The organism is Methylophaga sp. UBA2012, assembly GCF_002335235.1.
Taxonomy (GTDB): Bacteria; Pseudomonadota; Gammaproteobacteria; order Nitrosococcales; family Methylophagaceae; genus Methylophaga; species Methylophaga thalassica.
This window is the reverse complement of sequence record NZ_DDCG01000018.1, coordinates 12812-39512: the sequence shown is the minus strand read 5'-3', so window position 1 is coordinate 39512 and position 26701 is coordinate 12812. Positions and strand designations below refer to the sequence as shown.

Genomic DNA, 26701 nt, shown 5'->3' with positions numbered 1-26701 from the left:
TATCTATGGCGACAAATCGCCTTGTTATTTTTAATGACACACATGGCTGGCACAGTGAACAATTAACGCATTCACTGAGCCAGCTTGGTGCCGATGCCGTATTAACTGACTTAGCGGCCTGCCGTATTGACCTTGATTCCCCCACGGGATTGTATATTCCAGGTTTCGAGAATGAGCTACCCGCCGCCGCCATGGTCCGTGGAATTGCGCCAGGGTTTCTGGAACAAATTACCCTCCGTATGGATGTTTTACATACCTTGGCTGAACTGGGTGTTCCCGTTTTTAACCCGGCAACTGCGATTGAATACACGGTAGATAAAGCCAGAACATCATTACGCTTGCATCAGGCAGGATTGAGCACCCCCAGAACCTGGGCTTGCGAAGATAGCAGCATGGCAAAACACATCATTACCCGGGAATTGAATATGGGTAATAAAATCGTGATGAAACCCCTGTTTGGCTGTCAGGGTAAAGGCATTACTTTAATAGAAGAGTTAGGCCAATTTGAACAGCTCGCTCCTGTCGGCGACGCTTATTACCTTCAGGAATATATTGCACCTGAGAAAGAAGGGATCTGGCAAGATTGGCGGTTATTAGTCATCGATAATGAAGTCTGTGCTGCAATGAGCCGACGCTCAAACAAATGGATCACCAATTTTGCTCAGGGCGCCAGTTGTTTTGCGACAACGGTCACCGAAGACATGAAACAATTAGCGATAAAAGCCACTGCAGCAGTGAATGCTGATTACGCTGGAGTTGATCTGATTCGAGATAAAGACGGTCGTTTTACTGTTTTAGAAGTTAATAGCGTTCCAGCGTGGAAAGGCCTTTATCAAGCGACCGGCGTTGATGTTGCTATGCACTTAGCACAAGCACTAATCAGACGAATAGAGCAGAAACAAGCCACACATGCTCTCTGAATCAGACATTAAAGATGCTGTGTTCTGGGCCTGTCAGCAGGAAGTATTAGCGCCTAAACCTGGTAACGTAAATGTCATCAGTGACGGCCATAATATGGTGGTGGAAGATTTTATTAAAAGCGCTCGTGCAATTGCACCCATTATGGCAAAAACTGGCTTGACCGTAGGCGAACGTATTTTGCAATCGGTTCAGGCAACACGACAGGTTGTTAACTGCAATACCAATTTAGGCATCGTTTTACTATTTGCACCACTTTGCCAGGCGATCCAGTATTGTCAATCATTTGATGAACTTCCACAGCGGCTCCAAGTCGTACTCAGTAACCTGACTGTTAATGATGCAATTCATTGCTACGAAGCAATACGTTTGGCTGAAGCGGGAGGGCTAGGCAAGGAAGACGAGCATGATATCAGCGCAGTACCAACCATTACCTTGCTTGAAGCCATGGACTTAGCAAAAAACCGTGATCAAATTGCCCAACAATATGTCAATAATTTCAAGACGCTATGGGATCTGAGTTTGCCAGCATTGACAAAAGCGATAAATTCTGGGGAAAGTGTTGAATGGGCAACCGCTTTCGCGTATCTTAAGTTGTTATCGAAGGCGTTGGATAGCTTGATATCCCGTAAGCAATCCACTGCGCTGGCAACCAAAGTCAGTGAGAGAGCAAAACAGTTTGTGATCCAAATAGAAGAAACGGGTAATTTAGACACCCATTTTGATGCACTCTCTCTCTGGGATAAAGAATTAAAAGAGAAAGCAATTAACCCGGGAACATCGGCAGACCTCATCGCAGCGACATTATTACTGCACAGGTTTGGTCGACTGCTTTCTTTTAATGAATTTCAGTACCACGAAGCATTTAGCGGACGGCACTGAGCAGGTGATACGTTCCTTTATTACGTATAAACCCTTCCTTTCACAATAAGGAGGGAAAAAAATGAGCCTTTTTGACAATTTTTTTGGAACAGGAAAATATAACATGCCAGTTATCGATCGCGTACTTGTAGGTGAATCATTGGTCATCGAAGATGGTGACTTAGACAACGTAGCTCACATTGACTTAATCATGGGTCCACGTGGCTCAGCAGCAGAAGATGCTTTCTGCCGTACACTCACCGACCAGAAACAAGGGGTTAATGGCTTGTTGGCTGTTGTTGCGCCTAACTTAATGGTTAAGCCAGCGACTGTAATGTTCAACAAAGTCACCATCAAAAACATGAAACAAGCCGTTCAAATGTTCGGCCCAGCACAGCGTGGTGTTTCACTTGCTGTTGCTGAATGTGTTGAAGATGGCACAATCCCAGCTGGTGAAGCTGATGACTGCTTCATTTGCGTTGGTGTATTCATCTCTCCAACTGCTGATAGCGATGAAAAAATCCAAGATTGGAACTATCGCGCTACTAAAGAAGCTATCAAACGTGCAGTTGCTCGTGAGCCTAAAGCGGCTGACGTTGTTGCACAATACAAATCTAGCGAACACCCATTTGGTGCTAAGTAAGATTTAAGCAATTCATACATCACTCTTCTACGGAAGAGTGATGTCCCTGCTTAATTTCTTGATTGCTGATTTTCTTATCTTACCGGTGTGTAATGCACTGGCAATAAGAGCTCCTGCGACTCCCATTTCTGATAATTCTTCTAAATCTTCTTCACTACGTACACCGCCCGCAGCATACCAGCCCACACTCTGTTTAGCTTCCATTAATAACTTCAGCCACTCAAAATCAGGACCTTGATTCGCACCGATATTATCTAAACTCATCGCGATGCATCTATCTGTCCAGTATGCTGATTCATGGATGGCCCCATGTCCCAGAAGCTGCCCAGACTTTTTATCCAATGACAAAATTGGTTGTTTTTCAACATCAGAACCAGACTTTTCAAGCAAACTGATATCTTTCAGAGTTTCACTACCAAGCACCAGAAATAGTCGGGATGTGTCTGAATAACATAAATAATCCTGCATTTCAGCAATACCCGCATCAAGCCAAATATTCAGCCGTGGAAATGCCGTCAAGATATTTTTATAACGCTGTGGATGATGAACTCCCTTCTCTATCGCATCCAGATCGGCAATATATAACTGCTGAAAAGGGTACCAAACTAATAAATCGCCAATGACATCCTCAGGTATCACTGATGATGTTAATAACGAGGTCAATGGCTGGTAGTTAGCCCTGTCTCCGCCTTTTGCATGTACAACAATACCATCACGTATATCAATGACAGGTATAATATTCATAGTTCTCAATATGTCCGCTTAAATGACGATTTTTATATATGAACATCTTACCAGTGGAGCCTTGTCAGAAGAGGTATTTTCCGCTGGCCTGATGCACGAAGGTGAGTTAATGCTTGAAAGCATCTGTCGTGATCTACTGGCATATGGTTATAAAGTCGCGCTCATGCGAGACTCAAGACTGCCAGCACTAACTATCCCTACAGATCGTTTAACGACATATCCTATCCAAAATGAGCTTCAATTCACTGAAACCTGGCAACAATGCCAACAGCACTATGATTTCTTTCTGGTCATAGCCCCCGAAACAGATTCAATACTGTTTAATTTTGTGTTGTCACTGGAGCAGCAACAAAAGCGGATATTTAACTGTAGCTCCAGTGCGATTCGACTTTGTAGTGATAAATATCTCTGCTATCAACATTTAAAAAAACATCATATAACAACACCAAAGACCTTCACAGCAAATGACTGGTTAAGTGAAGATCACTCCACCGAGGCTCAATGGATCATAAAACCAATTGATGGTGCAGGCTGTGAAAACACCTATTGCAGCGATAGTGTTGACACAAGACAACGACTGTCGACATTGCCTAAAGATAAATTTATTGTTCAGACTTATATTTCTGGTGAGAACCTCAGCCTAAGTTTATTTATCAATGAAGGGGAAACTCAACTGCTTTCAGTCAATATTCAGCATATAAAACAAGATCAGCAACAGTTACACTTAGGTTACTGTGAAGCACAGCGTTTTGATATGTTATCTCGTGAGCAGGCATTGAGTTTAGCCAATCAGATTAGTCATTGTATCGATGGGTTAAGTGGGTTTGTTGGTATCGACATTGTAAAAACGACCAATGCCATATATGTCATAGAGGTAAATCCACGACTAACCAGTACCTATGCTGAGCCTGCCATGCGAGAAAAAACAAATCCCTCTGAAACACTTAATAAACAAATACAAGCATTACTAGCAAAATGATAACAAAAACAAATATGGCTTATTGTGGCTGGGATATCGGCGGGGCTCACCTTAAAGTCGCTTATGCAGACAGCAAAGGTAAACTGCTTAATGTTTTTCAGCTCCCCTGTGCGTTGTGGAAAGGCATTGATGCATTAACTGATACGCTACAAAAAGCACTCAAACAATTGCCTGACACGCCCATATCACACTACATCACGATGACAGGGGAACTGGTTGATGCTTTTAATAATCGAGAAGAAGGTGTCAAAGCCATTGTTAATTGTGTTGATACTCACCTAAAAGCTGATGACTTGCATTTTTTTGCGGGCCAATCTGGTTGGCTCAATAAAAAACAAGCCATCCTGCAATGGCAAGATGTTGCCTCAATGAACTGGCAAGCCAGCGCAATTCTGGCTGCTAAGCATATCGAACAGGGCTTATTCATTGATATTGGAAGTACGACTTGCGACATCATCGCCATTGATAACTATCAAATACAACCAGCCGCTACCACCGATTATGGCCGGCAGCGTTCAGGAGAACTGGTGTATACCGGTGCCATAAGAACACCACTTATGGCCATTACTGATGAAGCGCCATTGCATGGCGACCGTATTTCACTCGCTGCAGAATGGTTTGCCAGTAGTGGTGATATCTGGCTGTTATTAGATCAACTTATCTCCACCGATATTCAGGATGAAAGTGCTGATGGCAAGCCATGGAATGCGGTTTATAGCCAACAGCGATTAGCCAGAATGCTAGGCTGTGATACACACGATGCTTCCATAGCACAATGGCAAAATGTCGCAGCCTGGTTTGCCGAAAAGCAGTTACAACAAGTCATTAAAGGCTGTCATCAAGTATTAAGCCGATTTCCAGACTGGAAACTATCCAGTCCGATTGTGGGTGCAGGTGTGGGGAAATTTATCGTCGAAAAATGTGCAACCCGGCTGAACCGTCCCTATATCGATTATGCTCAGTTTTGCCAACATCATCCCGAAGCCTCTTGTTTCGCACCTGCAGCGGCTTTAGCTCTTCTTGCCGCACATCAGTTGTCGTAGAATACCTTAATGAATGCTGATTACCCTTCCTTAACAACTGAGCTGCCCTATGTCGAAGACAGTGCCGCTCTTTTTAGTCAAATACGTGATTATCCCTGGCCAGTCATGCTGGATAGTGCCAATACCTCACCAGAAGTAGGCCGCTATGACATTCTCGCGGCAGCGCCATTTATTACCTTAGAAACAACGGCCGGCAGCACACAGATAAGCCATCATCACAATAAGCGAACTGTGACGTTGGATCCTTTTCTGCTGCTTAATGACATATTAAAAGACTATAAACAGCGGACAACCGATTTGCCTTTTGCCGGTGGTGCAATAGGTTATTTTGCCTATGATTTAGGTCGGTATTTGGAAGTATTACCTGAACTTGCTGAAGATGCTGAACATATTCCAGATATGGCGATTGGTATCTATGATTGGGCAGTCATCGTTGATCACAAGTTGAAACGCTGCTGGTTAACTAGTCATGGTCTGGATCCACAAACCCATAAAATATGGCCAGAACTGCTTCAGAAATTAAATGTGTCCACAGCGGAAGAAACATCGGAAACATTTACCATTATCAGCCCACTCACCAGTAATTTTGATGAATCTGGCTATAAAGCGGCATTCGCAAAAATCAAAACATATATTACCGAAGGTGACTGTTATCAGGTAAATCTGGCAAAACGCTTTGAGGTCACAGCTGAAGGGGATCCCTGGATAGCTTATCAGGCATTACGTAAACAAAATTCAGCGCCGTTTTCAGCCTATTTTGACACGGGCAATGTAACCATTTTGAGCTCTTCACCAGAGCGCTTATTACGCGTTGATGGGGCCAAAGTTGAAACAAAACCGATTAAAGGTACAAGGCCGCGGGATCTAAACAATCCGGAAAAAGACCGCCAGCTTGCTCAATCATTACAGGCCAGCCTGAAAGACCGTGCCGAAAATTTAATGATCGTTGATTTACTCAGAAATGATATCGGCAAAGTATGTGTGCCTGGGAGTATTCGGGTTCCCCATCCTTTTGCTCTGGAAAGCTTTGCTACCGTGCATCATTTGGTCAGTACGATTACAGGTACACTTGCCAAGACAGAATCTGCCGTTACCTTGCTCAGAGCCTGCTTTCCTGGTGGTTCAATTACTGGCGCCCCCAAACTTCGGGCAATGGAAATTATTGAAGAACTAGAACCTCACCGTCGTGGTATTTATTGCGGAAGCATTGGTTATATTGGCTTTGATGGTAATATGGATACTAATATTACTATTCGCACTATGGTCTTCAGTAACAATCGTTTAAGATTCTGGGCTGGTGGTGGCATTGTGGCAGACTCAGATGCAGATGAGGAATATCAGGAAGTGCATGATAAAGCGGCAGCCATGATTAATTTAATCAAGTTTTTACAATAATATGCGGATTATCAAGCTGGGCGGCAGCCTTTTTCATACCCCAGAGCTGAAACAATGGCTGACATTGTTAAGCAGAGCCAGTGAATACGAAACAGTCATTATTGTACCGGGCGGTGGTCCTTTCGCCGATGAAGTCCGACATGCCCAACGTTTACATCGATTTAGTGACTCAACAGCGCATCACATGGCGATATTAGCGATGTCACAGTTCGGCTTACTGATACAAGATCTCGCGCCAAATTGTCGGCCTTTTTATTATCCAACTGAGCAACCAACCGCGCCACTGAAAAATGGTCTTTATATCTGGTTACCTGATAAAAAAGTATTATCTGTCCCGGAGTTGAGACACAGCTGGAATATTACATCAGACAGTATGGCTCTGTGGCTAAGTCAATCCCTAAAGGCTGACGAGTTAAGCATTATCAAACGCAGCACAGTCATCTCCAGTCAAATAAAATCATTGATCAGTCATAATGTACTAGATAGTGGTTTTCTGCCTTTATTCCATCAACAACCAGTGATGACCCGTTTATTTCATTTTCAACAACAAGCCTTGTTCCCTGACAAAGGTCTTGTCCTGCAATGACAGCTGATGAGAAATCCTGAATCCCCTGTCGTTCATCGTTCAGAAGACAAACAATATATCATTGATACGCAACGGTTAATGTCGTCAGACATCTCTTACCAAGACTTAGTTAACGAAGCCAGCTATCATGAACGCGCCGACTGGGCTGCTCATATGACACCGTCATTAGCACCTTATAGTCAATTAGGCATGCAGTTAGCACTACACCACCATGGCAATCTCTTATCTCCAGACCTTTACCCTAAACTTAAACACGCTGAAAGCGAGATAAAAACAACGTTAGCTCACGAGTTTGGCTTTTCTCATGCACGCTTCACGCATGGCGGATCCTACTCAAATTTAGACGCATTATGGCAGGCAAGAAGTCAGTCTGTTAATAAAAAGGTGGTATACGGCAGTGAAGCTTCACATTACTCGATAAGAAAAGCCTGTGACATTCTCGGTATCTCCTTTGAAGCGATTCCCTGCAATACGGCTCAGCAAATCGACCTCGTTGCATTAGAGAAAAAATGTGCACAAGATGCCCCCATCGCGATTATTGCTAATATGGGCACCTCCGCGACAGGGGCAATTGATCCCATAGAAGAAATCACCGCTATTTCAACAAAACATAACTGTTGGTTACATATCGATGCGGCATGGGGCGGCAGTAATTTACTCATCGATGAAAACAATCTGTTTAAGCAATTTATGCCCAAAGTGGATAGTCTCAGCTTTGATCCCCATAAGTCACTGTTTCAGCCACGCCCTTGCAGTGTTTTATTCAGCCATTCAAAACCTGAACATACCCATGACATCAACTACCTCTCCGAATCACCGGAGAAGGCCATTAGCGGCTCTTATGGGGCAGAATTATTTATACCTCTATGGCTAAATTGGAAAATATTAGGAAAAGATTGGTTTATCGATAAGATCAACTACCGACTAGAGCAAGCAGAATATTTTGCAAGCCAACTTCAGAAACAAACAAAATGGCCGGTTATCAATCATGGCACTGGGATTGTCTGTTTCAAAGCGGATCATGACGCTCTGTTAGCCCCGTTAGTCGAAAAGGGTACCGTTTCTACCATTAACTTGAATCAAACGTGCTATCACCGTGTGATTTTTGCCGGGCTCGATACTAGTGCAGAAAAACTGCTCAAGGCTTTACACCCTTTTCTTTAATTTGTTTCTGTACGCTATCAAAACGGCGTAACCAGGTAGGCAAATTATTCATTGCACCTGACCACTGATTACTCGCTTTTAAAGCTGCCTGCTTAGATGGATAAACACCAAAAATTAAAACATGCCAAGGTTTGTTATCACGCAAGCTGGTAAAGCGGGCCACATCACCGGTCAGCCCATGTTCTTCAATAAAGGCATCGACTTCTTTGTCATCCCATGACCCCATTAACTGGAATGTGTAATGTTTGGCTGGGCGAGAAAGAATCCACTTAGTGTCGTGAACCTTATCAAGGATACTTAGTTCAAGTTTTTTCACTTGTTTTGGAGCAATTGTTTTATTTTCATTGTTAACTATTTGCTCTTCAGGCCCAGGAACGGTAGGGGTTTCTTTTTCTATTTCCTCAGGTTCTGCTTCGACAACTACCTGCTCAGCTTCAGCCGACGGCATCAATTTTTCCTGTTCTTGAGCACTTGAAGTTTCTGACGCTGGCGTTGGGATTTCTGCAAGCAAGGCCTCTAGTTTTTCTCGCTCAGATAGCATTTTGGCTTCTTTCTCTTGCTCATCGCCCACCACTACTGTAGCCAGCTTATTATCCTCTGCGGAAATATCTTCAGGTAATTCCAGTGTGTTCTGTGATGCTGTAGATGCAGATATCCAGTCATTGATTCGATTCTGGAAAATCAGAATAAGCACAATAACAGCAGCAAGTGAAATACCACCGCTCCATCGAAGCCAGTTAATCTGACCCAAGGAAATTTTAGGCGTACGTTTCCAGGTTTTTGCCTTGATACCCAGCAATTGTTGATGAGCCAGAGCATTTAACCGCGCAAGATTACCAGCAGAGGCCTTACTTAAATACTGAATTTCTTTTGCCGAAAAAGGGCTGTCGCCCTGATATGCGGCGCTTTTCAAACGATGTAGTAAATACGCTTCTGTCTCAATAAACTCCAGCGGTGGTAAATCCAACCACTGTGTAGAAACAAGATTAAATTTCGTCTCTGCCGTCATCGAAAGAACAGCTTGCAGAATGGGTTGCTGTTCATCATCCTGCCAGCTCAGGCAACTGTGTAATAGTTGCTGCTCAGGCTCAGATAAAAGTTGTACGTCATCTACTAGCAATACCGGTGTGATATTGAGTTTTTTTAGATGACTCAACCGCTCTTTTAATAGATTCGCCAATGATTTTTCATCATTTGTCGACGCAAGTTCAGTAGCTAATGCCTTTAGCATGCCCTGATATTGTTCAAGTGTGGAAATATTATTACGCCAGCGATAAAAGCGCATATCCGACGTCGTTTGACGCTGTAATTGTTGCAGTAACGTCGTTTTTCCTAAGCCAGTGTCAGCTTGCAACAATATCGGTGTGGAAGTGGATCTTAATAAATGCAGAATAAGCAAACGACGTTGCTTAATATATCGGCCATCAAAAAAATCTTCCGCAGATTTGACTTCAGAAAAAGGTAAACGCTGTAAGGCCAGCTTAGTGATATATGCTGGCTCAGGCGATGTTGCCGCAATATCACTCATCTATCACCTACTGTTTTTCCTGAAATGCCACCAGCGTTTCTTGCAGCTTTTCTACATCATAATCATCACTGATGATGGCCTTACCAATACCTTTTAAGAGTACAAGACGGATAACGCCATCCTGCACTTTTTTATCCACAGACATCAGGGATAAAAATTTCTCAGCAGACATTTCCTGTGGGCTTTGAACAGGAAGTCCAGCAGCGAGAAACAAATCGGCAATTCGGCTCACTTCATCGGCAGACATCCAACCTTGCCGTGCAGAGAGATCTGCCGCCATCAACATACCAGTTGCAATCGCTTCGCCATGTAGCCAATTACCATAGCCCATGCCAGTTTCAATAGCGTGCCCAAAGGTATGACCTAAATTCAATAAGGCACGAACATCCTGCTCTGTCTCATCTTTGGCAACAATATCCGCTTTATCCTGACATGAGCGTTCAATGGCGTAAGCCAGGGCTTGGGAGTCACGTTGTTTTAATGCTGAGATATTTTTTTCTAACCACTCAAAAAAGTCCAGGTCATTGATCAAACCATATTTAATGACTTCGGCAAGACCCGATGCTAATTGTCGGTCATCCAGCGTATTGAGTGTATTGGTATCAGCGACCACACACTGAGGCTGATAAAAAGCGCCGATCATATTCTTACCCAAAGCATGATTAACCGCTGTTTTCCCACCCACAGAAGAATCCACTTGTGACAATAATGTGGTGGGTATTTGAATAAAGGGTACACCACGCTGATAGCAAGCGGCTGCAAACCCTGTCATATCGCCAATCACACCACCACCTAATGCAATCAAAGTCACTTGTCTGGAAAACTGCTCAGACAGTAACTTGTCAAAGATATGATTCATGACCTCCAGAGTTTTGTATGATTCGCCATCAGGAAGCACCACCGAGTCACATTTAAATTCTGTCAACAGAGCACTTACTTTATCGAGATATAAAGGTGCGATTGTTTCATTGGTGACAATCAATACTTCCTGACGCTTAATATGCTTTGTAAGGAGTTCTTTCTGTGACAATAAGTCAGTACCGATGTATATCGGGTAGCTTCGCTCTGCTAATTCAACCTGTAACGTTTTCATGAGTTCTTCTTTTCTTGTCTAATTCTTTCAGCCTACGGATAACTTCATTTACAGTGTGCTGGACGGATTGTTCACCGGTTTTTATTATGATGTCAGCCACGTCACGATAGAGTGGTTCACGAATAGTGAGCAAATTTTCGATTTGTTTACGTCTATCCGTATTTTGTAACAATGGCCGTTTTTTATCTCTGGCCGTGCGCCGATATAACTGTTCGGCTGAGGCTGATAAATAAATCACCTGGCCACGAGACTTCAGGCATTGTCGATTCTGCTCGGATAAAACGGCACCACCACCTGTAGCCACGACCACATTTTTTAGCTCTGTCAGCTCGTCAATCGCTTTGGATTCACGTTCTCTAAAACCCGACTCGCCTTCCATCTCAAAAATCCAGGAAATCGAGACGCCTGTACGCTTTTCGATGACTTTATCGCTATCATAAAATTTTCTATGCAGAACTTTAGCCAGTTGTCTACCAATCGTAGACTTCCCTGATCCCATCGGCCCAACAAGAAATATATTACCTAAACTCAATGTGGTTTATCCAAATGCTGATGACAAAAAAGCCGGCTCATACAAGACCCGGCTTTTTGATTTTAACTGAAAATGACTGATTTCAGTATTGAAAACCTTCTTTTACAATTTTTGGTGTAATGAAAACAAGTAGTTCGCGCTTTGTATCTGTTTTATTCGTATTTCTGAACATAAAGCCGACATAGGGTAAATCACCAAAGAATGGCACACGTTCTACCGTATCAGATTTTGTTTGTTCATAAATACCACCAAGCACGACGGTTTCACCATTGTCGACCAACACTTGAGTCTGAACTTTTCGAGTATCTATACTCGGAATACCATTAAAAAGGCTACCTACTGCATCTTTACTGACTTCCAAATCCATGACAATACGATCATCAGGGGTAATTTGAGGTGTCACATCAAGCTTAAGAACAGCTTCTTTGAAAGATACATTCGTCGCACCACTTGAAGTTGCTTCCTGATATGGAATTTCTGTGCCCTGCTCAATCGTAGCTTGCTTTTGGTTAGAGGTGATCACTCGTGGAGATGAGATAACCTCACCTTTACCTTCTGTTTCCATGGCTGATAATTCAAGCTCAAGAATCATGCCTAGCGGTAATTTTGTTAATGCAAGACCAATAGTGCCTGCGGCATCACTAACAGGTAGATTAACATTTAAATCCTGTCCAAGTGCTCTCGCTCCTGTTGCTGGAGTAACACTACCGGTGTCGGTGACTGACAAATCACTGAGTGATGACGAAGTAGCAGCACCCAAGGTATTACTTTTTGCAGAGGCTCCAAACCGCACACCTAATTCATTTTCGAAATCATTATTGGCAATAACGATTCGTGATTCAATCAGTACTTGTCTGACAGGTTTATCCAACTGTTCAATCACTTGCCCAATTTCAGTCAGACTCTTCGCTGTGTCACGAATTAACAGGGAGTTTGTTCTGGCATCAATCGTAATATTACCTCGGGCTGACAAGAAACCTGACTCTTTACCATCGCCTTGCAACAAAGTTGCCAGTTCATCAGCTTTGGCAAACTTGATTTCTTTGATCTCCGTATACAAAGGCTCTAACTCAACTAGCTGTTTTTGTGCTTCCAGCTCTTGCTTTTCTCTTGCCGCAATTTCTGCTGCCGGTGCCACTAACATCACATTGCCATTTTGTCTCATGGCAAGGCCTTTTGTTTTTAGAATGATATCTAAGGCCTGATCCCAAGGGACATTTTTCAAACGTAGAGTAAGATTGCCCGTTACTGTATCACTGGTGACCAGATTCATTCCTGTGAAATCAGCCAAGAGTTGAAGTACCGCTCTCACTTCAATATTCTGGAAATTCAATGAGAGTTTTTCGCCGGTGTAGCCAAACTCATTTCGGCCACCTTTTTTCAACTCATCTTCTGCTACAGGTTTAACTTCCACCACCAGTGTATTTTCAGATTGATAGGCAAGGTGTTCATATTTACCTTTTGTTGTCAGCGTTAGCTGCGTCCCACCATTTTTACTTTCAGTATCCACAAACTGTACTGGTGTAGCAAAATCCATCACATCCAGACGACGATGAAGTTTTTCCGGCAAAGAAACATTGCTCAAATCAACAACAATATTTCCCCGCTCCTGTTTAACATCCATAGAGGCATTATCATTGGCGAGTTTTAATATCAAACGGGCCTGGCCGTCATCACCTCGACGAAAATCAATATCAGTCACACTATTTGCTGCCGATGTCGTACTTGTTTTATTTTTGGCCACATTGACACTATCGATGGTAACAGTCATCTGATTGTTGTCACGGCTTATTGTATAAGGCACTTTTTGCAGTAGATTAATAACCATTCTGGTGCGATCCCCTGCTTCCACAGCAGCGATACTTTTAGTCACACCAATATTTACCTGTTTGACTCTCTGTGGCAGTGCATTCTTGACACCAGCAAAATCAATCACAATCCTGGCTGGATCATCTGTCGAAAAACTATGTGGTTCAGGAAAATCTCCAGAGAACTGCACCTGTATTTTTGCTTTATCACCAGGCAGTGCAGTGAAATCGACAGCCGTCATTTCTGCTGCATTGACGCTATTTGATGCCATTAGAAAAGCGGTTAACCAGAATAAATGCTGTTTCAATCTAACGCTCCAACTCGGCTTGGTTTGTAATGATTGCTGTGTATCCATGACTTTTCCATCTCTAATCATTTTCATTGACTAATTTACCTCTACCGCCGGAACGGAAGTCTCACGTTCGATATAACCACCACCGCCCTGAGGAACGATTTCCTTGAGAACCAATTTAGAATCACTGATTTCCATGATTTTGCCGTTATTCTGGCCCATATAGTTACCTGTCTGCACACGGTGTATGACACCATCCGGTGCTCTTACCAAAGCCCAAACCTGCTCTTGCTCCAATGTACCTACATATTGCAACTGTGATAAATCGAAAAATTCTAATACTTCTTTTCGTCTGTTTTCATCGGGACGAATACCATTATCAACAACAGGCTCTGGTGCGGGCTGCGGGACATCAATCACAGTTGGAACAAACGGGTCTCTCAAGTTTGAAGCCGCATACGCAAACTTCTCATAGGGTTTCATAACGGGTATCGGCTCTATATCCGATTTCTGTTGACTTTTCACCTGAGCTATATAGGCATTCAAATCGGCTTTATCCTGATTACAAGCTGCCAGTGAGCATACAAGAAGCAGTGATAAGGCCCATTTAAATATAAGGTTTGATGATGGGTAAATTGTGTTCATGTCATTGTTACTCTATTTATCATCATCAAAATAACGATAGGTTTTTGCTGTAATGTTCATGGTCATTTTGCCTGTCGCCTGACTCATTGGCCCCATGCTGATGTCATGCAAAGTCACAATTCGTGGTAAAGCCGCTACCCCACTCACAAATTCTCCGAACTGGTGGTATGTTCCAGTCACCGTCATCTGTATCGGCAATTCAGCATAAAAATCCACAGGCCTCTCACCTTCGGGTTTGAAAAGCTCAAACTCCAGACCATTTATCAAACCTGTTCGGGTGATATCGACGAGTAAATCGGGTACTTCACTTTTTTTAGGTAGTTGCTCAAGCATAGAGGAAAACATCACTCGCATTTCGGCTAACTGTTCTTTGTAAGCCTCGAGATTTACCGCTTTGGCTTGTTTAATCTCAAAAATTTGCTTGAGTTCGACTTCTTTTTGCTCAAGTTTGGTCAGCTCGGCTTGCTTATCTTTCAGAATAAAATAATAACCACCAGCCCAGACCAACAGACAAATCAACACAGCAGCAACGATTTTTATAGGCGTGGGCCACTCACCACTTTCATTAAAATCAAGTTCGGTAATAGAGGAAAGGTCCATTATTTATCCCCCTTTGTCGCAGCTGCTGATTCATTGACCTCTACAGTAAACTGTCTGATCGCATTATTGCTTGTAGATGTCCGTTTGATAACTTCCAGGCGAGACTCGCCGTATTCAGGATTTTCATCAAGTTGACGCATAAAGACAGATACCCTGGCATTCGATTCTGCCGTTCCGCTGAAGGTAATGGTATTACCTGTACGTACCACTTTTTCTAAATGAATACCCTCAGGAACCACCCGCGCGATAGAGTCGAATACTTTTACCACTTTAGGACGACTTTCCTGTAAATCCTGAATAACTTGCATTCTGGCCAGAAGCCGTTTCTTTTGTGCTTCGAGGTCTTGAATTTCTTTAATTTTGACATCTAACTTAGTGATTTCTGTCTGTAATAGCGTATTGCGCTGGTTTTGATCACTAATCAGGCTATTGGCGTAACCCATCACAAGATAAAAAATAAGGGCTGCAAACAAAAAAGTCGCGCCCATCGCTAAATAAAACTGTTTCTGCCGCTCTTCTCTTCGCTCTTCACGCCATGGCAGTAGATTGATATGTGCCATCAGTCAAAACTCCTCATTGCCAAGCCGCAAGCAATCATCATCGAAGGAGCATCATTACTTAATGCCTGTATTTTCACCCGAGATCCCAGAATCATCTCTGCAAAAGGATTAGCAATAGATGTTGATGTACCGGTTTCTTCTTCTATCATCGTATCGATACCTTCGATAGAAGCACACCCCCCAGCCAGAATAATATGATCGATGGACTGATATTGTGTCGATGCTGAAAAGAAGAATTGCAATGCTCGTGTTACGGTCATTGCCATTGAACGCTTGAAAGGTTCAAGCACTTTCGGACCATAATCATCTGGCAAACTGCCATCTTTCTTCGCTCGCCCCGCCTCCTGATAAGACATCCCGTAATGGCGTTCAATATCTTCAGTTAACATTCTTCCGCCAAATGTTTGCTCTCGGGTAAAAACAATTTTACCGTCAACCAGTACGTGTAAGGTTGTCAGTGTTGCACCGACATCAGCAACGGCGACCGTCAAGCCCTGGCCATGGTGTGGCAATTGTCGAGCGATTAATTCAAACGCATTTTCCATAGTATAGGCTTCGACATCGACCAGTCGGGGTTTTAATCCAGCTTTCTCGACCACCTCAGTACGGACATCCACATTTTCACGGCGTGAAGCAGCAAGCAGAACATCAACAGCTTCAACATCAGCTGCTGAAGGCCCTAATATTTCAAAATCCAGTCGTACTTCATCAAGTGGGTAAGGAATATAGTTTTCTGCTTCCATAAGGACATTTTCTTCAAGCTCACGCTCTGATAATGAAGCAGGAAAAGATACGATTTTACTGATGGCTGAATTAGCAGAAACGGCAACAGCGGCTTCTTTGGCTTTTGTGCCTGAACGTTTGACTGCGCGTCTTATTGCGCCAGCCACTTCATCTCTATTTTCGATGCGGCTTTCAACCACAGCATTGACAGGTAAAGGCTCAACGGAATATGACTCGACAGTATATTTCTCACCTTTTTTACTCAGTTCTAATACCTTTACTACCGAAGAACTGATATCTATGCCTAGCAAAGGGGATTTTTTTCGTCCGAACATTTATCGCCTCAATTCCCGTTGATTCATTGAATAAGCCCACTTAGCACTATTACTTAAAGTAGTTTATTAAGAATCTTGAGCTTGTCAACCTAAATATATCAATAAAACTAGTGATTTGAACCCTCTCACTGTTATTATTTGTGACTCAATATATACTTTCACATCATTTCTTACATAGCAGCCAAGTCTACATGTATCGATTTATTCGTTTGACCACAAAGCTTATTTTAATTTTAGCGTTGTTGACCCTTATCGCCGCCGGCGTGATTTATTTCTTTTTGGCTCCCAAACTGCCTGACACTAACACCCTTAAAGAAACTCAGTTGCAAATCCCTTTGCGAATTTTCAGCTCTGAAGGTCTATTGATGGCTGAATTTGGCGAGAAAAGACGTATTCCAGTGGAATATAATGATATCCCCAAACCGCTGGTTGAGGCCTTTTTAGCCGCAGAGGATGATCGCTTCTACCAGCATCCTGGGGTTGATTATCAGGGCATTATTCGTGCTGCTTACTCCCTGCTGCTCACAGGTGAAAAATCACAGGGTGGTAGCACAATCACCATGCAAGTTGCGCGCAATTTTTTCTTATCTAATGAAAAAACTTATTTAAGAAAATTAAATGAAATTATTCTCGCACTGGAGATTGAAAAGGTTTTATCGAAAGAAGAAATATTAGCGCTTTACTTGAATAAAATATATCTAGGCAGTCGTGCCTACGGTGTCGGTGCCGCTGCTAATGTCTATTACGGCAAACCACTGGATCAGTTATCTCTCGCTGAGATGGCGATGATTGCAGGCTTACCCAAAGCCCCTTCCGCTTATAATCCCATAGCCAATCCAGAACGCGCGACAGTAAGACGAAACTATGTTTTACGACGTATGTGGGAAGTCGGCTTTATCCAGAAAGCCGATTACGAGGAAGCCATAAAAGCACCCGTTACTGCCAGCTACCATGGCCCGGAAATCAAAGTTTACGCGCCCTATGTGTCTGAAATGGTTCGTACAGAATTGATTAATAAGTTTGGTGAAGAGGCATACACCAATGGCTTTAACGTCTATACAACGATTCGTGCAAAGCATCAGCAAGCAGCCAATAAGGCATTACAATCGGCTTTGTTAGATTACGATCGCAGACATGGCTATCGCGGTCCCGTTGCAAATGTGGCTTTACCAGAAGATGTTTCTGACCGCGCAGCTCTTGATAAAGTGGTTAAGGACTATGACAACATAGGTCCGTTAAAAACGGCTGTTGTTATTGAGACCACAGATGAAAAAGCAGAGCTCTATATTCGGAACTGGGGTTATGCTCAATTACCACTTAATGCCGTTAAGTGGGCTCAGAAAAAACTCAGTACCAACAGTCGTGGCCCTGTCCCTAAAAAGATCACAGATGCCATCAAAGTAGGTGACATCATCCGTGTCGAACAATTGACCAGCCCTAACTGGGAATTGGCTGAACTACCTGAGGCCCAAGGCGCATTAGTTGCTGTTGCCCCATATGATGGTGCAGTCACAGCATTGAATGGTGGTTTTGACTTCTTTAACAACAAGTTTAACCGTGTGACTCAATCTCGTCGCCAACCCGGCTCTGGCTTCAAACCCTTTATCTACTCTGCTGCCTTGGAAAAAGGGTACACCGCAGCGACGATTATTAATGATGCACCAGTGGTGTTTGATGATCCTGGTCTAGAGAACGTCTGGCGACCACAAAACTACAGCGGTAAATTCTTTGGGCCCACACGTTTACGCGAAGCCCTTATTCATTCCCGTAACCTGGTATCCATCCGGTTGTTGCGCGATATTGGCGCTGACTATGCCGTTCAATATGCAGAACGTTTTGGTTTCAAACCCGGCATGATGCATAAAAATCTGTCGTTAGCGCTGGGCAGTGGCAGTGCCGCCCCATGGGATATGGCACGAGCCTATTCCTCACTGGCTAATGGTGGTTATAAAATTGAGCCTTACATCATCCAGCGTGTAGAAGATGCCTCTGGAAAAATTGTGATGCAGGCAACACCTGATACCGTTTGTGAAACCTGTCTGATGGATGAATCTACTCTTGATGATAGTGATTTCCATGTCGCTAAGCGTATCATGACGCCACAAAATAACTACATCATGAATAGTTTATTACGGGATGTGGTTAAACATGGCACCGGTCGGAAAGCAATGAGTCTTGGTCGTGATGATTTAGCCGGAAAAACCGGTACAACCAATGATCAGGTGGATGCCTGGTTTAATGGTTTTCATCCGGAATTAGTGGCTGTGGCCTGGGTAGGATTCGATAATCCACACTCATTAGGCCGCTATGAAACAGGGGGGCGCGCCGCTTTACCAATGTGGATAGATTTCATGAAAGTTGCTCTGGAAGGCATGCCAGAAGCACCATTGCAACCACCTGTTGGAATGGTAACCGTCAGAATCGATCCCGCGACAGGCCTACTGGCTAGACCTGAAGCCACAGATGCGATATATGAGACCTTCAGAGAAGAATATGTACCAAAACAGATGGCACCGCTATCTGGGCAAGGTGATAGCGGTACATCACCGGTCATCGACTTATTCTGATTTATCGAACCTGTTTGGCCAACTGCCCGGACTGTAATTCACCGTTCGGGTAGTCGCCATTCAGTAATCGTAATTGCTCAATTGGGCTGTTGCTGATTCTGCTTTGTTTTGCCCATGAAGCATAATTATCGTTTTTACCCACCCTGAGAATTTGGATTTTTAGCTCCTGAGCCAGTTTAATTTCATCTTCTCGCAAACTATGCAGACTTTTAATCGTGTTAATAAAAGCTTGATCATAGCTGCTAAACAAAGTGTTACTTTCTGCACCACCAAAGAAAATATAGGCTTTATCTTTTAAGTAAACGACAGCGACCCTGATGGTTTTATCCTGAGCAAGCGTAATCCCGGTATATCCTTCAAGCCCATGACTATTAAAGCTTTGGCCAGAACGAATTGTGGTAATTTTCAAACGTTGCTTAATAAACTGCTCCGGCGTTAACTTACGATTCAGATCCGCTGCGCCCATTTCAACGACAGCCTTGCCATCAGGGGCTACAGCCTGCAGGCTATCCGGGTTATTGTTAATGTGCCATTTTTCAGGAAAATCAACAGCAAACCCCATAGCAAGATGATAAAAATGATTTTCGGAGCGAATGCCCTGCTCCTCACTATCACCAAAGGTCATGCCGGCGATATGGTCTAAATAAGCCGTTCTGTCGATTTTACCGTCAGTCACTTTATATTTATCCGCAGCGGCAACAACGCCTTGCAACCGTGTATCATTATCAGGGTGACTAGCAAATAAACCATGGTAGCCCTGATACTCACGACCTTGTTTCTTCGCCTCAGCAGCAGCAAAAATCTCCTGATTTTTCAATACAGTAATGACATCAATCATGGCATGTGGATCATAGCCTGCTCTGGCCAGATACTCGGCACCTAAGCGATCCGACTCAAGCTCATGTTCACGGCCATAACCGCTTAATAAAGCACCACCCAACATATTAAAGATATTCTGGGACCCTGCATTACGTAGCTCCGGGATTAATATTGAGCCCAGGGTATATCCAATATTGGCCGCTTGTGCTGCACTTTGTTGTCTGACACCATGCCGGGCAGTGACATGACCAATTTCATGGCCAAGCACCGCAGCAAGTTCAGCTTCAGAATTCAGATAAGCCATTAGGCCACGGGTGATATAAACATAACCACCTGGCAAGGCAAAGGCATTGATGACCGGAGAATCCAGTACAGTAAATCGATAGACTAAGTCTTTACGATGACTAACCGATGCCAGTTTTTCGCCCACAGACTGCACATAAGTTTGCAGTTGCTCATCATCATAACGACCATATTCAGCAATAATTTTGGGATGATTGGTCCTTCCCATCTCCAGCTCGGTATCTTCACCAAACATGACGAAGTTTTGATCACCGGTTACCGGATTCGTTGCACATCCACCAAGCCCCAGAAACAACAAAGCCCCTGCGATTAAGCAGAGGCTTCGTATTCTGTCGTGACTTGTACTACCTTGTACGAACACGTCAATCATAGTTCAAACCATTTTTGTTCGACAGATTATTTACCGTATTTTTGACGGAATTTATCAACACGACCCGCTGTGTCTAACATTTTTTGTTTGCCAGTGTAGAACGGGTGGCATTCTGAACACACATCCAGAGTCAAGTCTGAAGTGCGTGTAGAGCGAGTTTTAAAGGTGTTACCGCAGCTACAGGTAACATTGATCTCGGTGTAATCTGGATGGATATCCGCTTTCATATCTGTACTCGTTATGTGTGTTTGCAAAAAATCTTGCTGTAACCATAAGGTTACGAGCTTTAGAACCGCGTTATTTTATAGATCAACCATGCTTCAGGCAAGTTTATTTACAATAAAATCTGCTTAAGCTTTCTCAGCGACCAGCATGGCTTGATCTCGCCAACCTGACTCAAGCTGCCCCAACACAGATTCTTCACGATAAACCCGAACGTTAAGACCGCTGAACATATGCAGTAGCTCATTATCATCTAACAGAAAGTCAGGGTTATTTGGACCAATCTCATTAACTTTATTCCGACAAAACGTCTGATAAAACAACAGACCACCCGACTTGAGAGCATCAACAATCACTGGCGCCATATCCCGTACTAAAAAATGCGATACGACAATCACATCATAGACTGCTGTTGCAGGAGGATCCGCAATGACATCACGTTGTTGTGCATGAATATCCAAAGAGACTTTTCCGGCATTTACCTTTAATTGTTCAATCGCGACCGATGAAATATCCCAACTCTCAACTTTTAAGCCTTTCTCTGCTAAAAAAAGACTATTGCCACCCAACCCACAAGCCAGATCTAATGCCAGCCCAGTTTTAGGTAATAAATGCTGGTTTTGCTCTAACACTGTCGAAACACCAGGCTTCTCACTCTGGCGCTTGCTGTAAATCGCATCCCATTTTTGTTGTACATCCATCATTAGCGACGCCAAAAGGCCGGGGTCAGCACCACAAGCAAAGTAAATATTTCTAATCGTCCCAATAGCATAGCCATGGCTAATACCCATTTGGAGGGTGCATTAATCTCACCAAAGTTGGCACCCACTTCGCCAAGCCCTGGACCGAGATTATTCAGGCAGGCTGTTACTGCAGAGAATGAGGTCACTACATCAAGGCCGGTCGACATTAAAAATAAATGCATGATACTGAAACAGAACACATACATGGCAAAAAAGCCCCAGACCGCGCCAACCACTTTCGCAGGCAGGGCTTTGCCATTCACCTTGATGGCAAAGACCGCATTAGGGTGAATCAGACGTAACACTTCACGATACCCCTGTTTAAACAGCAGCATGATACGGATGACTTTAATACCGCCACCCGTGGAAAAAGCACAGCCACCGATATAACTTGCCATCAATAATAGGATAGGTAAGAAACCAGGCCACAGGTAATAATCGGTTGTGGTGTAACCAGCCGTTGTACCGATAGACACTGTCTGGAAAACGCCTTGATGCACTGCGGTCCAAAGGTTATCGAAGGTACCACTGAAATACAGATAACTCGACGTCACTACTGATATCACGCCAAGTATGGCCAGATAAGTCCGTAACTCAGAGTCTTTCCAATAATGTTTGATGCTGCGGTGGCGCCAAGCCAGAAAGTGAAGCGAGAAGTTCATACCGGAGATCAACATAAAGACTACGGTAATCATTTCAATCGTTGCACTGTCAAAAAAACCAATACTGGCATCATGAGTGGAGAAACCACCTATAGCCACTGTTGAGAAACTATGACAAATAGCGTCAAACCAGGTCATCCCACCTAAACGAAAAGCAATCGCGCAAGCAATGGTCAACGATAAGTAGATATACCAGAGTGCTTTAGCTGTTTCGGTGATCCGTGGTGTGAGTTTGGCATCTTTCATCGGCCCCGGTGTCTCAGCACGATAGAGCTGCATACCACCAACACCTAATAAGGGCAGGATAGCGACCGCCAATACGACAATTCCCATGCCGCCTAACCACTGTAGAAACTGGCGATAAAACAGAACGGCTTTAGGCAGTGTATCTAAGCCAGTAAGAACGGTTGCACCAGTAGTTGTCAGCCCCGACATCGACTCAAACACAGCATCAGTGAATGACATTTTAGGGACTTCAGTCAAGAAGAAAGGCAATGACCCGGATAAGCCCAAAGCAATCCAAAACATCACCACCACAATAAAACCATCGCGAATTTTTAACTCTTTACGATGATGCCTGACGGGCAACCAAAACAATAAGCCGATAATCAACAACAAAACAAAGGCGGTGAGGAAGGCGCTACTGGCACCATCCTGGTAGTACCAGGACACCAATACAGGCGGCAGCATCGTGATACTGAACAGCGATAATAAAATGCCTAGAATGCGTTGAATCGTCAGTAACTGCATGATGGTTAGGTTGAATCCGTTTTACGGTGATAATAAAACCAGCTTAGCAGCATCAAAAGCATCAACATAAACACTGGCCAGCGTTTGGCGATAACATAGGGGGTTGCGCCCTGTCTTGGCTGGATATCAGCCGTCAGCGTTGCCTGCTCAAATTGAGGAGTTTGCGACTGAATATGCCCTTTATAATCGACAAATGCCGATATGCCATTTGTTGTAGCCCGCACCAAAGGCCTTTCTGTTTCTAAAGCACGGCTTCGTGAAATTTGTAAATGTTGATGCGGTGCGAATGAATCCCCATACCAAGCATTATTGGTGGCATTAACCAGAATAGAAGCTTGAGGCAATGCGTCTAACACCTCAAGTGAAAAAACATCTTCATAGCAAATAGAGATGCCAACTTGCTGCCCAGAGGCTTTTAACAGACTTTGTTGCTCTGGTCCCGGTACAAAGCCAGACATCGGCAAATCAAAAAAAGCAATCAACCCTCTGAGCCAGGCAAAAGGCACATAATCGCCAAAAGGCACCAGATGGCGTTTATGATAGAAGCCCTCATCTTGCCCGGCGACCATCATACTGTTGTAGTAGTCCTGACCATTTTTATCTTCAACCGGCAGGCCAAGTAGAATATCGGTATTGTGTTGTTGCGCTTCGTTAATCAGCGGGTCGATATAAAAGTCTTTTAATTGATGATAAAAAGCGGGAACGGCATTTTCGGGCCACACCACCAGCTCGCTGTCCCAATGTTGTTCCGTTAATTGCTGATACAGGGTAAGTGTGCTGACAAGCTGTTCAGGACTCCACTTCACATCTTGCGGCACATTGCCCTGCACAATCGTAGTTTTGATAGGTTCGCCAGCCGTCCGAGTCCAATCGACGGATTGCAGCCCTTGCCCCCCAGCCCAAATAACCACTACAGGCAGTATGAACAACGGTTGTTTGTATTTAAACAAAATAAACAAACAACTTGCCGTCAGCGCGACCAGGAAAGACACAGCATTGACACCAATAACAGGTAACCAACCAGCTAACGGACCTTCAATTTGACTCACACCCAGCTCGAGCCAGGGGAAGCCACTCAAGAACCATGCTTTAAATAACTCAAAACCAAACCAGGCAATCGGTAACAGTAAAACACTATCAAATAAGGAAAATGTGTAAGAAGAGAGTTTTTTTACCAGCCAGCCAAACAAGGCCAGATAGGAAGCCAGAATAGCGACAAACAAAAATGTCAGCATACCGGCCAAGAACCAGCCTGAGTGCCCAAATACATGAATAGCGACATAGACCCATGACACGCCGACGCCAAACATGCCAAGCCCAAACAGCCAGCCTCGCCATGCGGCTTGTTTAGGTGTTGTGTTATCCCAACTGGCGAAAAGCAGAATCAGACTTAAAACAGCAATCGGATACGCATTAAAGGGGGAAAACGCCAGTGGCAAAATAGCGCCACCAAATAATGCAACGATATGTCCTTTCCAACCCTGCATAATCAGCCCGTTATTCTTTTGCATTATTCAGTATCAGCTTCTGGCTCTTCTTCCGGTAACACCACCATCTTCATCAGATACAAACGGCGGTTATCTGCGCGTAAAATCGTGAACTGGAAACGATCAATCGTGATTTCTTCGCCACGTTCAGGCAAATGCCCGAACTGATTAACGACATAACCACCCACCGTATCAAAATCTTCATCACTCCAATCGGTTTCAAAAAACTCGTTGAAGTCTTCGACCATCGTTAAAGCTTTGATGGTGTAGGTGTTTTCATTTCTTTGCAGAATAGGTGCATCATCATCAATATCATGCTCGTCTTCAATTTCACCGACGATTTGTTCTAATACGTTTTCAATCGTGACAATGCCAGCCACGCCACCATATTCGTCTACCACGATGGCCATATGATTACGGCGAGCCCGAAACTCACGTAACAACACATTCAAGCGCTTACTTTCAGGGATAAATACAGCAGGACGTAATATCTCACGCAGATCAAAATTGAAATCACCGCTGTTCACCACAGCCGTTAATAAATCCTTGGCGAGCAGGATGCCAATCACATCATCACGGTCATCATCCATCACAGGAAAGCGAGAGTGAGCCGTTTCAGTGACCAGTTTCAATGTTTCTTCAGGAGCAGCATCACGTGACACCATGACCACTTGTGAGCGTGGAATCATAATATCGCGGGCCTGCATTTGCGAGACGCTTAATGCGCCTTCAACAATAGACAGCGCTTCTGAATCCAGAATATGCCGTTCAGAAGCTGAACGAATTAACTCAATCAGTTGTTCCTGATCTTGCGGTTCCAGAAACAAATTGCTGAGTTTTCGCACCCAGGATTGATTTGCTAAGCGACTCGGTCGTCCTTCACTCATGATTCCACTCCCTGCCATTCATAGGGATTAGCTATATTTAACTGATGCAGAATAGCTATTTCTAATGTTTCCATCTGTTCCGCTTCATCCGATTCAATATGATCATAACCTAATAAATGCAAACATCCATGGATCACCATATGTGCCCAGTGATGTAACTCGGCCTTACCTTGCTCTTGCGCTTCTTTTCTTACCACAGGCACACATATCACTAAGTCGCCTAATAAACGGGGTTCTAATTTAATGGGTGCATCAAAAGGAAAAGACAAGACATTGGTTGGCCCATTTTTGCCACGATACTGACCGTTGAGTTCAGCACTTTCTGTTTCATCGACTAAACGAATACTCAGTTCACAGTCTTCATTGACTTCGTCTAACGCTGCTTCAGCCCACTGAGTAAACAGTGACTCATCCGGTATATCACCATCATAAGCACACTGAAAATCCACTACCACGCTCATGCTTTTCGGTCAGCCTTATCGTATGCCAAGATGACTTTTTGTACCAGCGAATGTCGAACAACATCTTTTGCCTGGAAGAAAGTAAAGCCGATGCCGTCCACATCCTTCAACACTTCAATCGCATGACGCAAGCCAGAACGGGTTGAACCGGGCAAATCCACCTGAGTGATATCACCGGTAATGACCGCAGTGGAGTTGTACCCCATCCGGGTCAGGAACATCTTCATTTGTTCGATCGTGGTATTTTGCGCTTCATCAAGAATAATGAAAGACTCATTGAGTGTGCGACCACGCATATAGGCTAATGGCGCGACTTCAATCACATTGCGTTCCATTAACTTAGCCACGCGTTCAAACCCTAACATTTCATACAAGGCATCAAACAGCGGTCTGAGATAAGGGTCAACTTTCTGAGCTAGATCACCGGGCAAGAAACCAAGACGTTCGCCCGCTTCTACTGCGGGTCTAACCAATACAATGCGGCGACAAAAATCACGTTCGAGGGCTTCCACCGCACAGGCCACGGCAAGATAGGTTTTACCGGTACCAGCAGGCCCCACACCAAAGTTAATATCGTGGGTCATCACCCGACGTAAGTAGGCTTGCTGATTTTCACCACGGGCTTTAATCAAACCACGCTTGGTTTTAATCACCACTTCTTTATCAGGTTCACTGGCCGTGGCGACATCGTCACCACCACTTTTACGAATCGCCATATGAATCTGCTCAGGCGCTAATACGGTCTGTGCCGTTTCAGCATACAAGTCATGAATGACTTCCTGGATGAGTGTTAACGTATCTGCCGGGCCAATAATCTGAAAGTTCACGCCTCGATTATTGATTTCCACACCAAAGCCACGTTCCATCATACGAATATGTTCATCCATATGACCACACAGATTGGCAAGACGAGGGTTATCTGCCGGACTAAGCTCGAAGCTGATGCTATCGAGCGCTTGAGAAGTTTGAGTCACTATAGA

The 26701-nt window shown here is 43.9% G+C and carries 26 protein-coding genes; 9 read left to right on the top strand and 17 right to left on the bottom strand.

The window, feature by feature from the left end; genetic code table 11:
• The first annotated feature begins 5 nt into the window (after positions 1-5).
• The 3 genes from B2248_RS12875 to fae all read left to right on the top strand — a co-directional run bounded on the left by B2248_RS12875 (position 6) and on the right by fae (position 2422).
• Positions 6-920, top strand: a complete 915-nt coding sequence (locus tag B2248_RS12875) for an ATP-grasp domain-containing protein (protein WP_273178417.1) — start codon at positions 6-8, stop codon at positions 918-920.
• On the top strand, positions 910-1800 hold the full coding sequence (locus B2248_RS12870) for a triphosphoribosyl-dephospho-CoA synthase (RefSeq protein WP_007143951.1): 891 nt from the start codon (positions 910-912) through the stop codon (positions 1798-1800). The genes B2248_RS12875 and B2248_RS12870 overlap by 11 nt, the downstream gene beginning before the upstream one ends.
• Before the next feature lie 103 nt (positions 1801-1903).
• Positions 1904-2422, top strand: coding sequence for a formaldehyde-activating enzyme (fae, locus tag B2248_RS12865; protein ID WP_007143952.1), 519 nt, complete (start codon positions 1904-1906; stop codon positions 2420-2422).
• A 27-nt stretch (positions 2423-2449) separates the two neighbouring features.
• Here the strand turns inward: fae and B2248_RS12860 are convergent, their stop codons facing one another.
• Complete coding sequence (locus B2248_RS12860) at positions 2450-3166, bottom strand: HisA/HisF-related TIM barrel protein (protein WP_273178418.1); 717 nt, start codon at positions 3164-3166, stop codon at positions 2450-2452.
• Between the two features lie 22 nt (positions 3167-3188).
• Between B2248_RS12860 and B2248_RS12855 the strand changes: the two genes are divergently transcribed.
• From B2248_RS12855 to B2248_RS12835, 5 genes are read left to right on the top strand one after another with little or no spacing between them, the layout of a single operon-like run.
• On the top strand, positions 3189-4145 hold the full coding sequence (locus B2248_RS12855) for an ATP-grasp domain-containing protein (RefSeq protein WP_273178419.1): 957 nt from the start codon (positions 3189-3191) through the stop codon (positions 4143-4145).
• Entirely contained in the window at positions 4142-5188 is a 1047-nt protein-coding gene (locus tag B2248_RS12850) for a hydantoinase/oxoprolinase family protein (protein WP_273178420.1), read from the top strand. Before B2248_RS12855 ends, B2248_RS12850 begins: the two co-directional genes overlap by 4 nt.
• 9 nt (positions 5189-5197) lie before the next feature.
• A complete protein-coding gene (pabB, locus tag B2248_RS12845) occupies positions 5198-6583 on the top strand; it encodes an aminodeoxychorismate synthase component I (RefSeq protein ID WP_273178421.1) in 1386 nt (461 codons plus the stop codon).
• 1 nt (position 6584) lies between these two features.
• On the top strand, positions 6585-7169 hold the full coding sequence (locus B2248_RS12840; RefSeq protein ID WP_273178422.1) for a delta 1-pyrroline-5-carboxylate synthetase: 585 nt from the start codon (positions 6585-6587) through the stop codon (positions 7167-7169).
• Positions 7170-7175: 6 nt separating this feature from the next.
• Positions 7176-8333 (top strand): pyridoxal phosphate-dependent decarboxylase family protein, encoded by a 1158-nt coding sequence (locus B2248_RS12835; RefSeq protein WP_273178423.1) that lies wholly within the window; start codon positions 7176-7178, stop codon positions 8331-8333.
• Here the strand turns inward: B2248_RS12835 and B2248_RS12830 are convergent.
• From B2248_RS12830 to B2248_RS12795, 8 genes are all read right to left on the bottom strand, one after another.
• Entirely contained in the window at positions 8308-9861 is a 1554-nt protein-coding gene (locus tag B2248_RS12830; RefSeq protein ID WP_273178424.1) for an SPOR domain-containing protein, read from the bottom strand. The two genes, B2248_RS12835 and B2248_RS12830, sit on opposite strands and share 26 nt — an antisense overlap.
• Before the next feature lie 7 nt (positions 9862-9868).
• Positions 9869-10954 carry a 3-dehydroquinate synthase gene (gene aroB / locus B2248_RS12825; protein WP_273178425.1) on the bottom strand — a complete coding sequence of 362 codons (1086 nt, stop codon included), beginning with the start codon at positions 10952-10954 and terminating at the stop codon, positions 9869-9871.
• A complete protein-coding gene (gene aroK / locus B2248_RS12820) occupies positions 10935-11486 on the bottom strand; it encodes a shikimate kinase AroK (protein ID WP_139031814.1) in 552 nt (183 codons plus the stop codon). The genes aroB and aroK overlap by 20 nt, the downstream gene beginning before the upstream one ends.
• 82 nt (positions 11487-11568) lie before the next feature.
• Entirely contained in the window at positions 11569-13650 is a 2082-nt protein-coding gene (gene pilQ / locus B2248_RS12815) for a type IV pilus secretin PilQ (protein ID WP_273178426.1), read from the bottom strand.
• 30 nt (positions 13651-13680) lie between these two features.
• Positions 13681-14232: a pilus assembly protein PilP gene (locus B2248_RS12810; RefSeq protein WP_007143963.1), complete on the bottom strand. Its 552-nt coding sequence runs from the start codon at positions 14230-14232 to the stop codon at positions 13681-13683.
• Positions 14233-14244: 12 nt separating this feature from the next.
• The gene (locus B2248_RS12805; RefSeq protein WP_273178427.1) at positions 14245-14832 is read right to left on the bottom strand and encodes a type 4a pilus biogenesis protein PilO; all 588 of its coding nucleotides are present in this window, start codon (positions 14830-14832) and stop codon (positions 14245-14247) included.
• Complete coding sequence (locus B2248_RS12800; RefSeq protein WP_273178428.1) at positions 14832-15392, bottom strand: PilN domain-containing protein; 561 nt, start codon at positions 15390-15392, stop codon at positions 14832-14834. The genes B2248_RS12805 and B2248_RS12800 overlap by 1 nt, the downstream gene beginning before the upstream one ends.
• Positions 15392-16450 carry a pilus assembly protein PilM gene (locus B2248_RS12795; protein WP_273178429.1) on the bottom strand — a complete coding sequence of 353 codons (1059 nt, stop codon included), beginning with the start codon at positions 16448-16450 and terminating at the stop codon, positions 15392-15394. The genes B2248_RS12800 and B2248_RS12795 overlap by 1 nt, the downstream gene beginning before the upstream one ends.
• A gap of 191 nt (positions 16451-16641) precedes the next feature.
• Between B2248_RS12795 and B2248_RS12790 the strand changes: the two genes are divergently transcribed.
• Entirely contained in the window at positions 16642-19017 is a 2376-nt protein-coding gene (locus B2248_RS12790) for a penicillin-binding protein 1A (protein ID WP_273178430.1), read from the top strand.
• Position 19018: 1 nt separating this feature from the next.
• On the opposite strand, the gene B2248_RS12785 is transcribed toward B2248_RS12790, so the two are convergent.
• The 8 genes from B2248_RS12785 to B2248_RS12750 all read right to left on the bottom strand — a co-directional run bounded on the left by B2248_RS12785 (position 19019) and on the right by B2248_RS12750 (position 26695).
• On the bottom strand, positions 19019-20509 hold the full coding sequence (locus B2248_RS12785; RefSeq protein WP_273178431.1) for a M48 family metalloprotease: 1491 nt from the start codon (positions 20507-20509) through the stop codon (positions 19019-19021).
• A 26-nt stretch (positions 20510-20535) separates the two neighbouring features.
• Positions 20536-20736 (bottom strand): 50S ribosomal protein L31, encoded by a 201-nt coding sequence (gene rpmE / locus B2248_RS12780; RefSeq protein ID WP_007143969.1) that lies wholly within the window; start codon positions 20734-20736, stop codon positions 20536-20538.
• A gap of 123 nt (positions 20737-20859) precedes the next feature.
• Complete coding sequence (locus B2248_RS12775; RefSeq protein ID WP_273178432.1) at positions 20860-21435, bottom strand: class I SAM-dependent methyltransferase; 576 nt, start codon at positions 21433-21435, stop codon at positions 20860-20862.
• On the bottom strand, positions 21435-22886 hold the full coding sequence (locus B2248_RS12770; RefSeq protein WP_273178433.1) for a TrkH family potassium uptake protein: 1452 nt from the start codon (positions 22884-22886) through the stop codon (positions 21435-21437). The genes B2248_RS12775 and B2248_RS12770 overlap by 1 nt, the downstream gene beginning before the upstream one ends.
• Before the next feature lie 5 nt (positions 22887-22891).
• Positions 22892-24397, bottom strand: coding sequence for an apolipoprotein N-acyltransferase (gene lnt / locus B2248_RS12765; protein WP_273178434.1), 1506 nt, complete (start codon positions 24395-24397; stop codon positions 22892-22894).
• Positions 24397-25260 carry an HlyC/CorC family transporter gene (locus tag B2248_RS12760; protein ID WP_007143973.1) on the bottom strand — a complete coding sequence of 288 codons (864 nt, stop codon included), beginning with the start codon at positions 25258-25260 and terminating at the stop codon, positions 24397-24399. The genes lnt and B2248_RS12760 overlap by 1 nt, the downstream gene beginning before the upstream one ends.
• Entirely contained in the window at positions 25257-25721 is a 465-nt protein-coding gene (ybeY, locus tag B2248_RS12755; RefSeq protein WP_007143974.1) for an rRNA maturation RNase YbeY, read from the bottom strand. The genes B2248_RS12760 and ybeY overlap by 4 nt, the downstream gene beginning before the upstream one ends.
• Complete coding sequence (locus B2248_RS12750; RefSeq protein ID WP_273178435.1) at positions 25718-26695, bottom strand: PhoH family protein; 978 nt, start codon at positions 26693-26695, stop codon at positions 25718-25720. The genes ybeY and B2248_RS12750 overlap by 4 nt, the downstream gene beginning before the upstream one ends.
• Between the last annotated feature and the right edge of the window lie 6 nt (positions 26696-26701).

Coding starts and splice junctions, on each gene's coding strand:
- B2248_RS12860 (WP_273178418.1), bottom strand. CDS start 3,166: ATGAATATTATACCTGTCATTGATATACGTGATGGTATTGTTGTACAT.
- B2248_RS12805 (WP_273178427.1), bottom strand. CDS start 14,832: ATGGACCTTTCCTCTATTACCGAACTTGATTTTAATGAAAGTGGTGAG.
- B2248_RS12775 (WP_273178432.1), bottom strand. CDS start 21,435: ATGATGGATGTACAACAAAAATGGGATGCGATTTACAGCAAGCGCCAG.
- lnt (WP_273178434.1), bottom strand. CDS start 24,397: ATGCAAAAGAATAACGGGCTGATTATGCAGGGTTGGAAAGGACATATC.
- B2248_RS12810 (WP_007143963.1), bottom strand. CDS start 14,232: ATGAACACAATTTACCCATCATCAAACCTTATATTTAAATGGGCCTTA.
- B2248_RS12875 (WP_273178417.1), top strand. CDS start 6: ATGGCGACAAATCGCCTTGTTATTTTTAATGACACACATGGCTGGCAC.
- rpmE (WP_007143969.1), bottom strand. CDS start 20,736: ATGAAAGCGGATATCCATCCAGATTACACCGAGATCAATGTTACCTGT.
- ybeY (WP_007143974.1), bottom strand. CDS start 25,721: ATGAGCGTGGTAGTGGATTTTCAGTGTGCTTATGATGGTGATATACCG.
- B2248_RS12795 (WP_273178429.1), bottom strand. CDS start 16,450: ATGTTCGGACGAAAAAAATCCCCTTTGCTAGGCATAGATATCAGTTCT.
- aroB (WP_273178425.1), bottom strand. CDS start 10,954: ATGAAAACGTTACAGGTTGAATTAGCAGAGCGAAGCTACCCGATATAC.
- B2248_RS12835 (WP_273178423.1), top strand. CDS start 7,176: ATGAGAAATCCTGAATCCCCTGTCGTTCATCGTTCAGAAGACAAACAA.
- B2248_RS12870 (WP_007143951.1), top strand. CDS start 910: ATGCTCTCTGAATCAGACATTAAAGATGCTGTGTTCTGGGCCTGTCAG.
- fae (WP_007143952.1), top strand. CDS start 1,904: ATGCCAGTTATCGATCGCGTACTTGTAGGTGAATCATTGGTCATCGAA.
- B2248_RS12840 (WP_273178422.1), top strand. CDS start 6,585: ATGCGGATTATCAAGCTGGGCGGCAGCCTTTTTCATACCCCAGAGCTG.
- pilQ (WP_273178426.1), bottom strand. CDS start 13,650: ATGGATACACAGCAATCATTACAAACCAAGCCGAGTTGGAGCGTTAGA.
- B2248_RS12850 (WP_273178420.1), top strand. CDS start 4,142: ATGATAACAAAAACAAATATGGCTTATTGTGGCTGGGATATCGGCGGG.
- B2248_RS12785 (WP_273178431.1), bottom strand. CDS start 20,509: ATGATTGACGTGTTCGTACAAGGTAGTACAAGTCACGACAGAATACGA.
- B2248_RS12855 (WP_273178419.1), top strand. CDS start 3,189: ATGACGATTTTTATATATGAACATCTTACCAGTGGAGCCTTGTCAGAA.
- B2248_RS12800 (WP_273178428.1), bottom strand. CDS start 15,392: ATGGCACATATCAATCTACTGCCATGGCGTGAAGAGCGAAGAGAAGAG.
- pabB (WP_273178421.1), top strand. CDS start 5,198: ATGAATGCTGATTACCCTTCCTTAACAACTGAGCTGCCCTATGTCGAA.
- B2248_RS12790 (WP_273178430.1), top strand. CDS start 16,642: ATGTATCGATTTATTCGTTTGACCACAAAGCTTATTTTAATTTTAGCG.
- B2248_RS12760 (WP_007143973.1), bottom strand. CDS start 25,260: ATGAGTGAAGGACGACCGAGTCGCTTAGCAAATCAATCCTGGGTGCGA.
- B2248_RS12830 (WP_273178424.1), bottom strand. CDS start 9,861: ATGAGTGATATTGCGGCAACATCGCCTGAGCCAGCATATATCACTAAG.
- B2248_RS12770 (WP_273178433.1), bottom strand. CDS start 22,886: ATGCAGTTACTGACGATTCAACGCATTCTAGGCATTTTATTATCGCTG.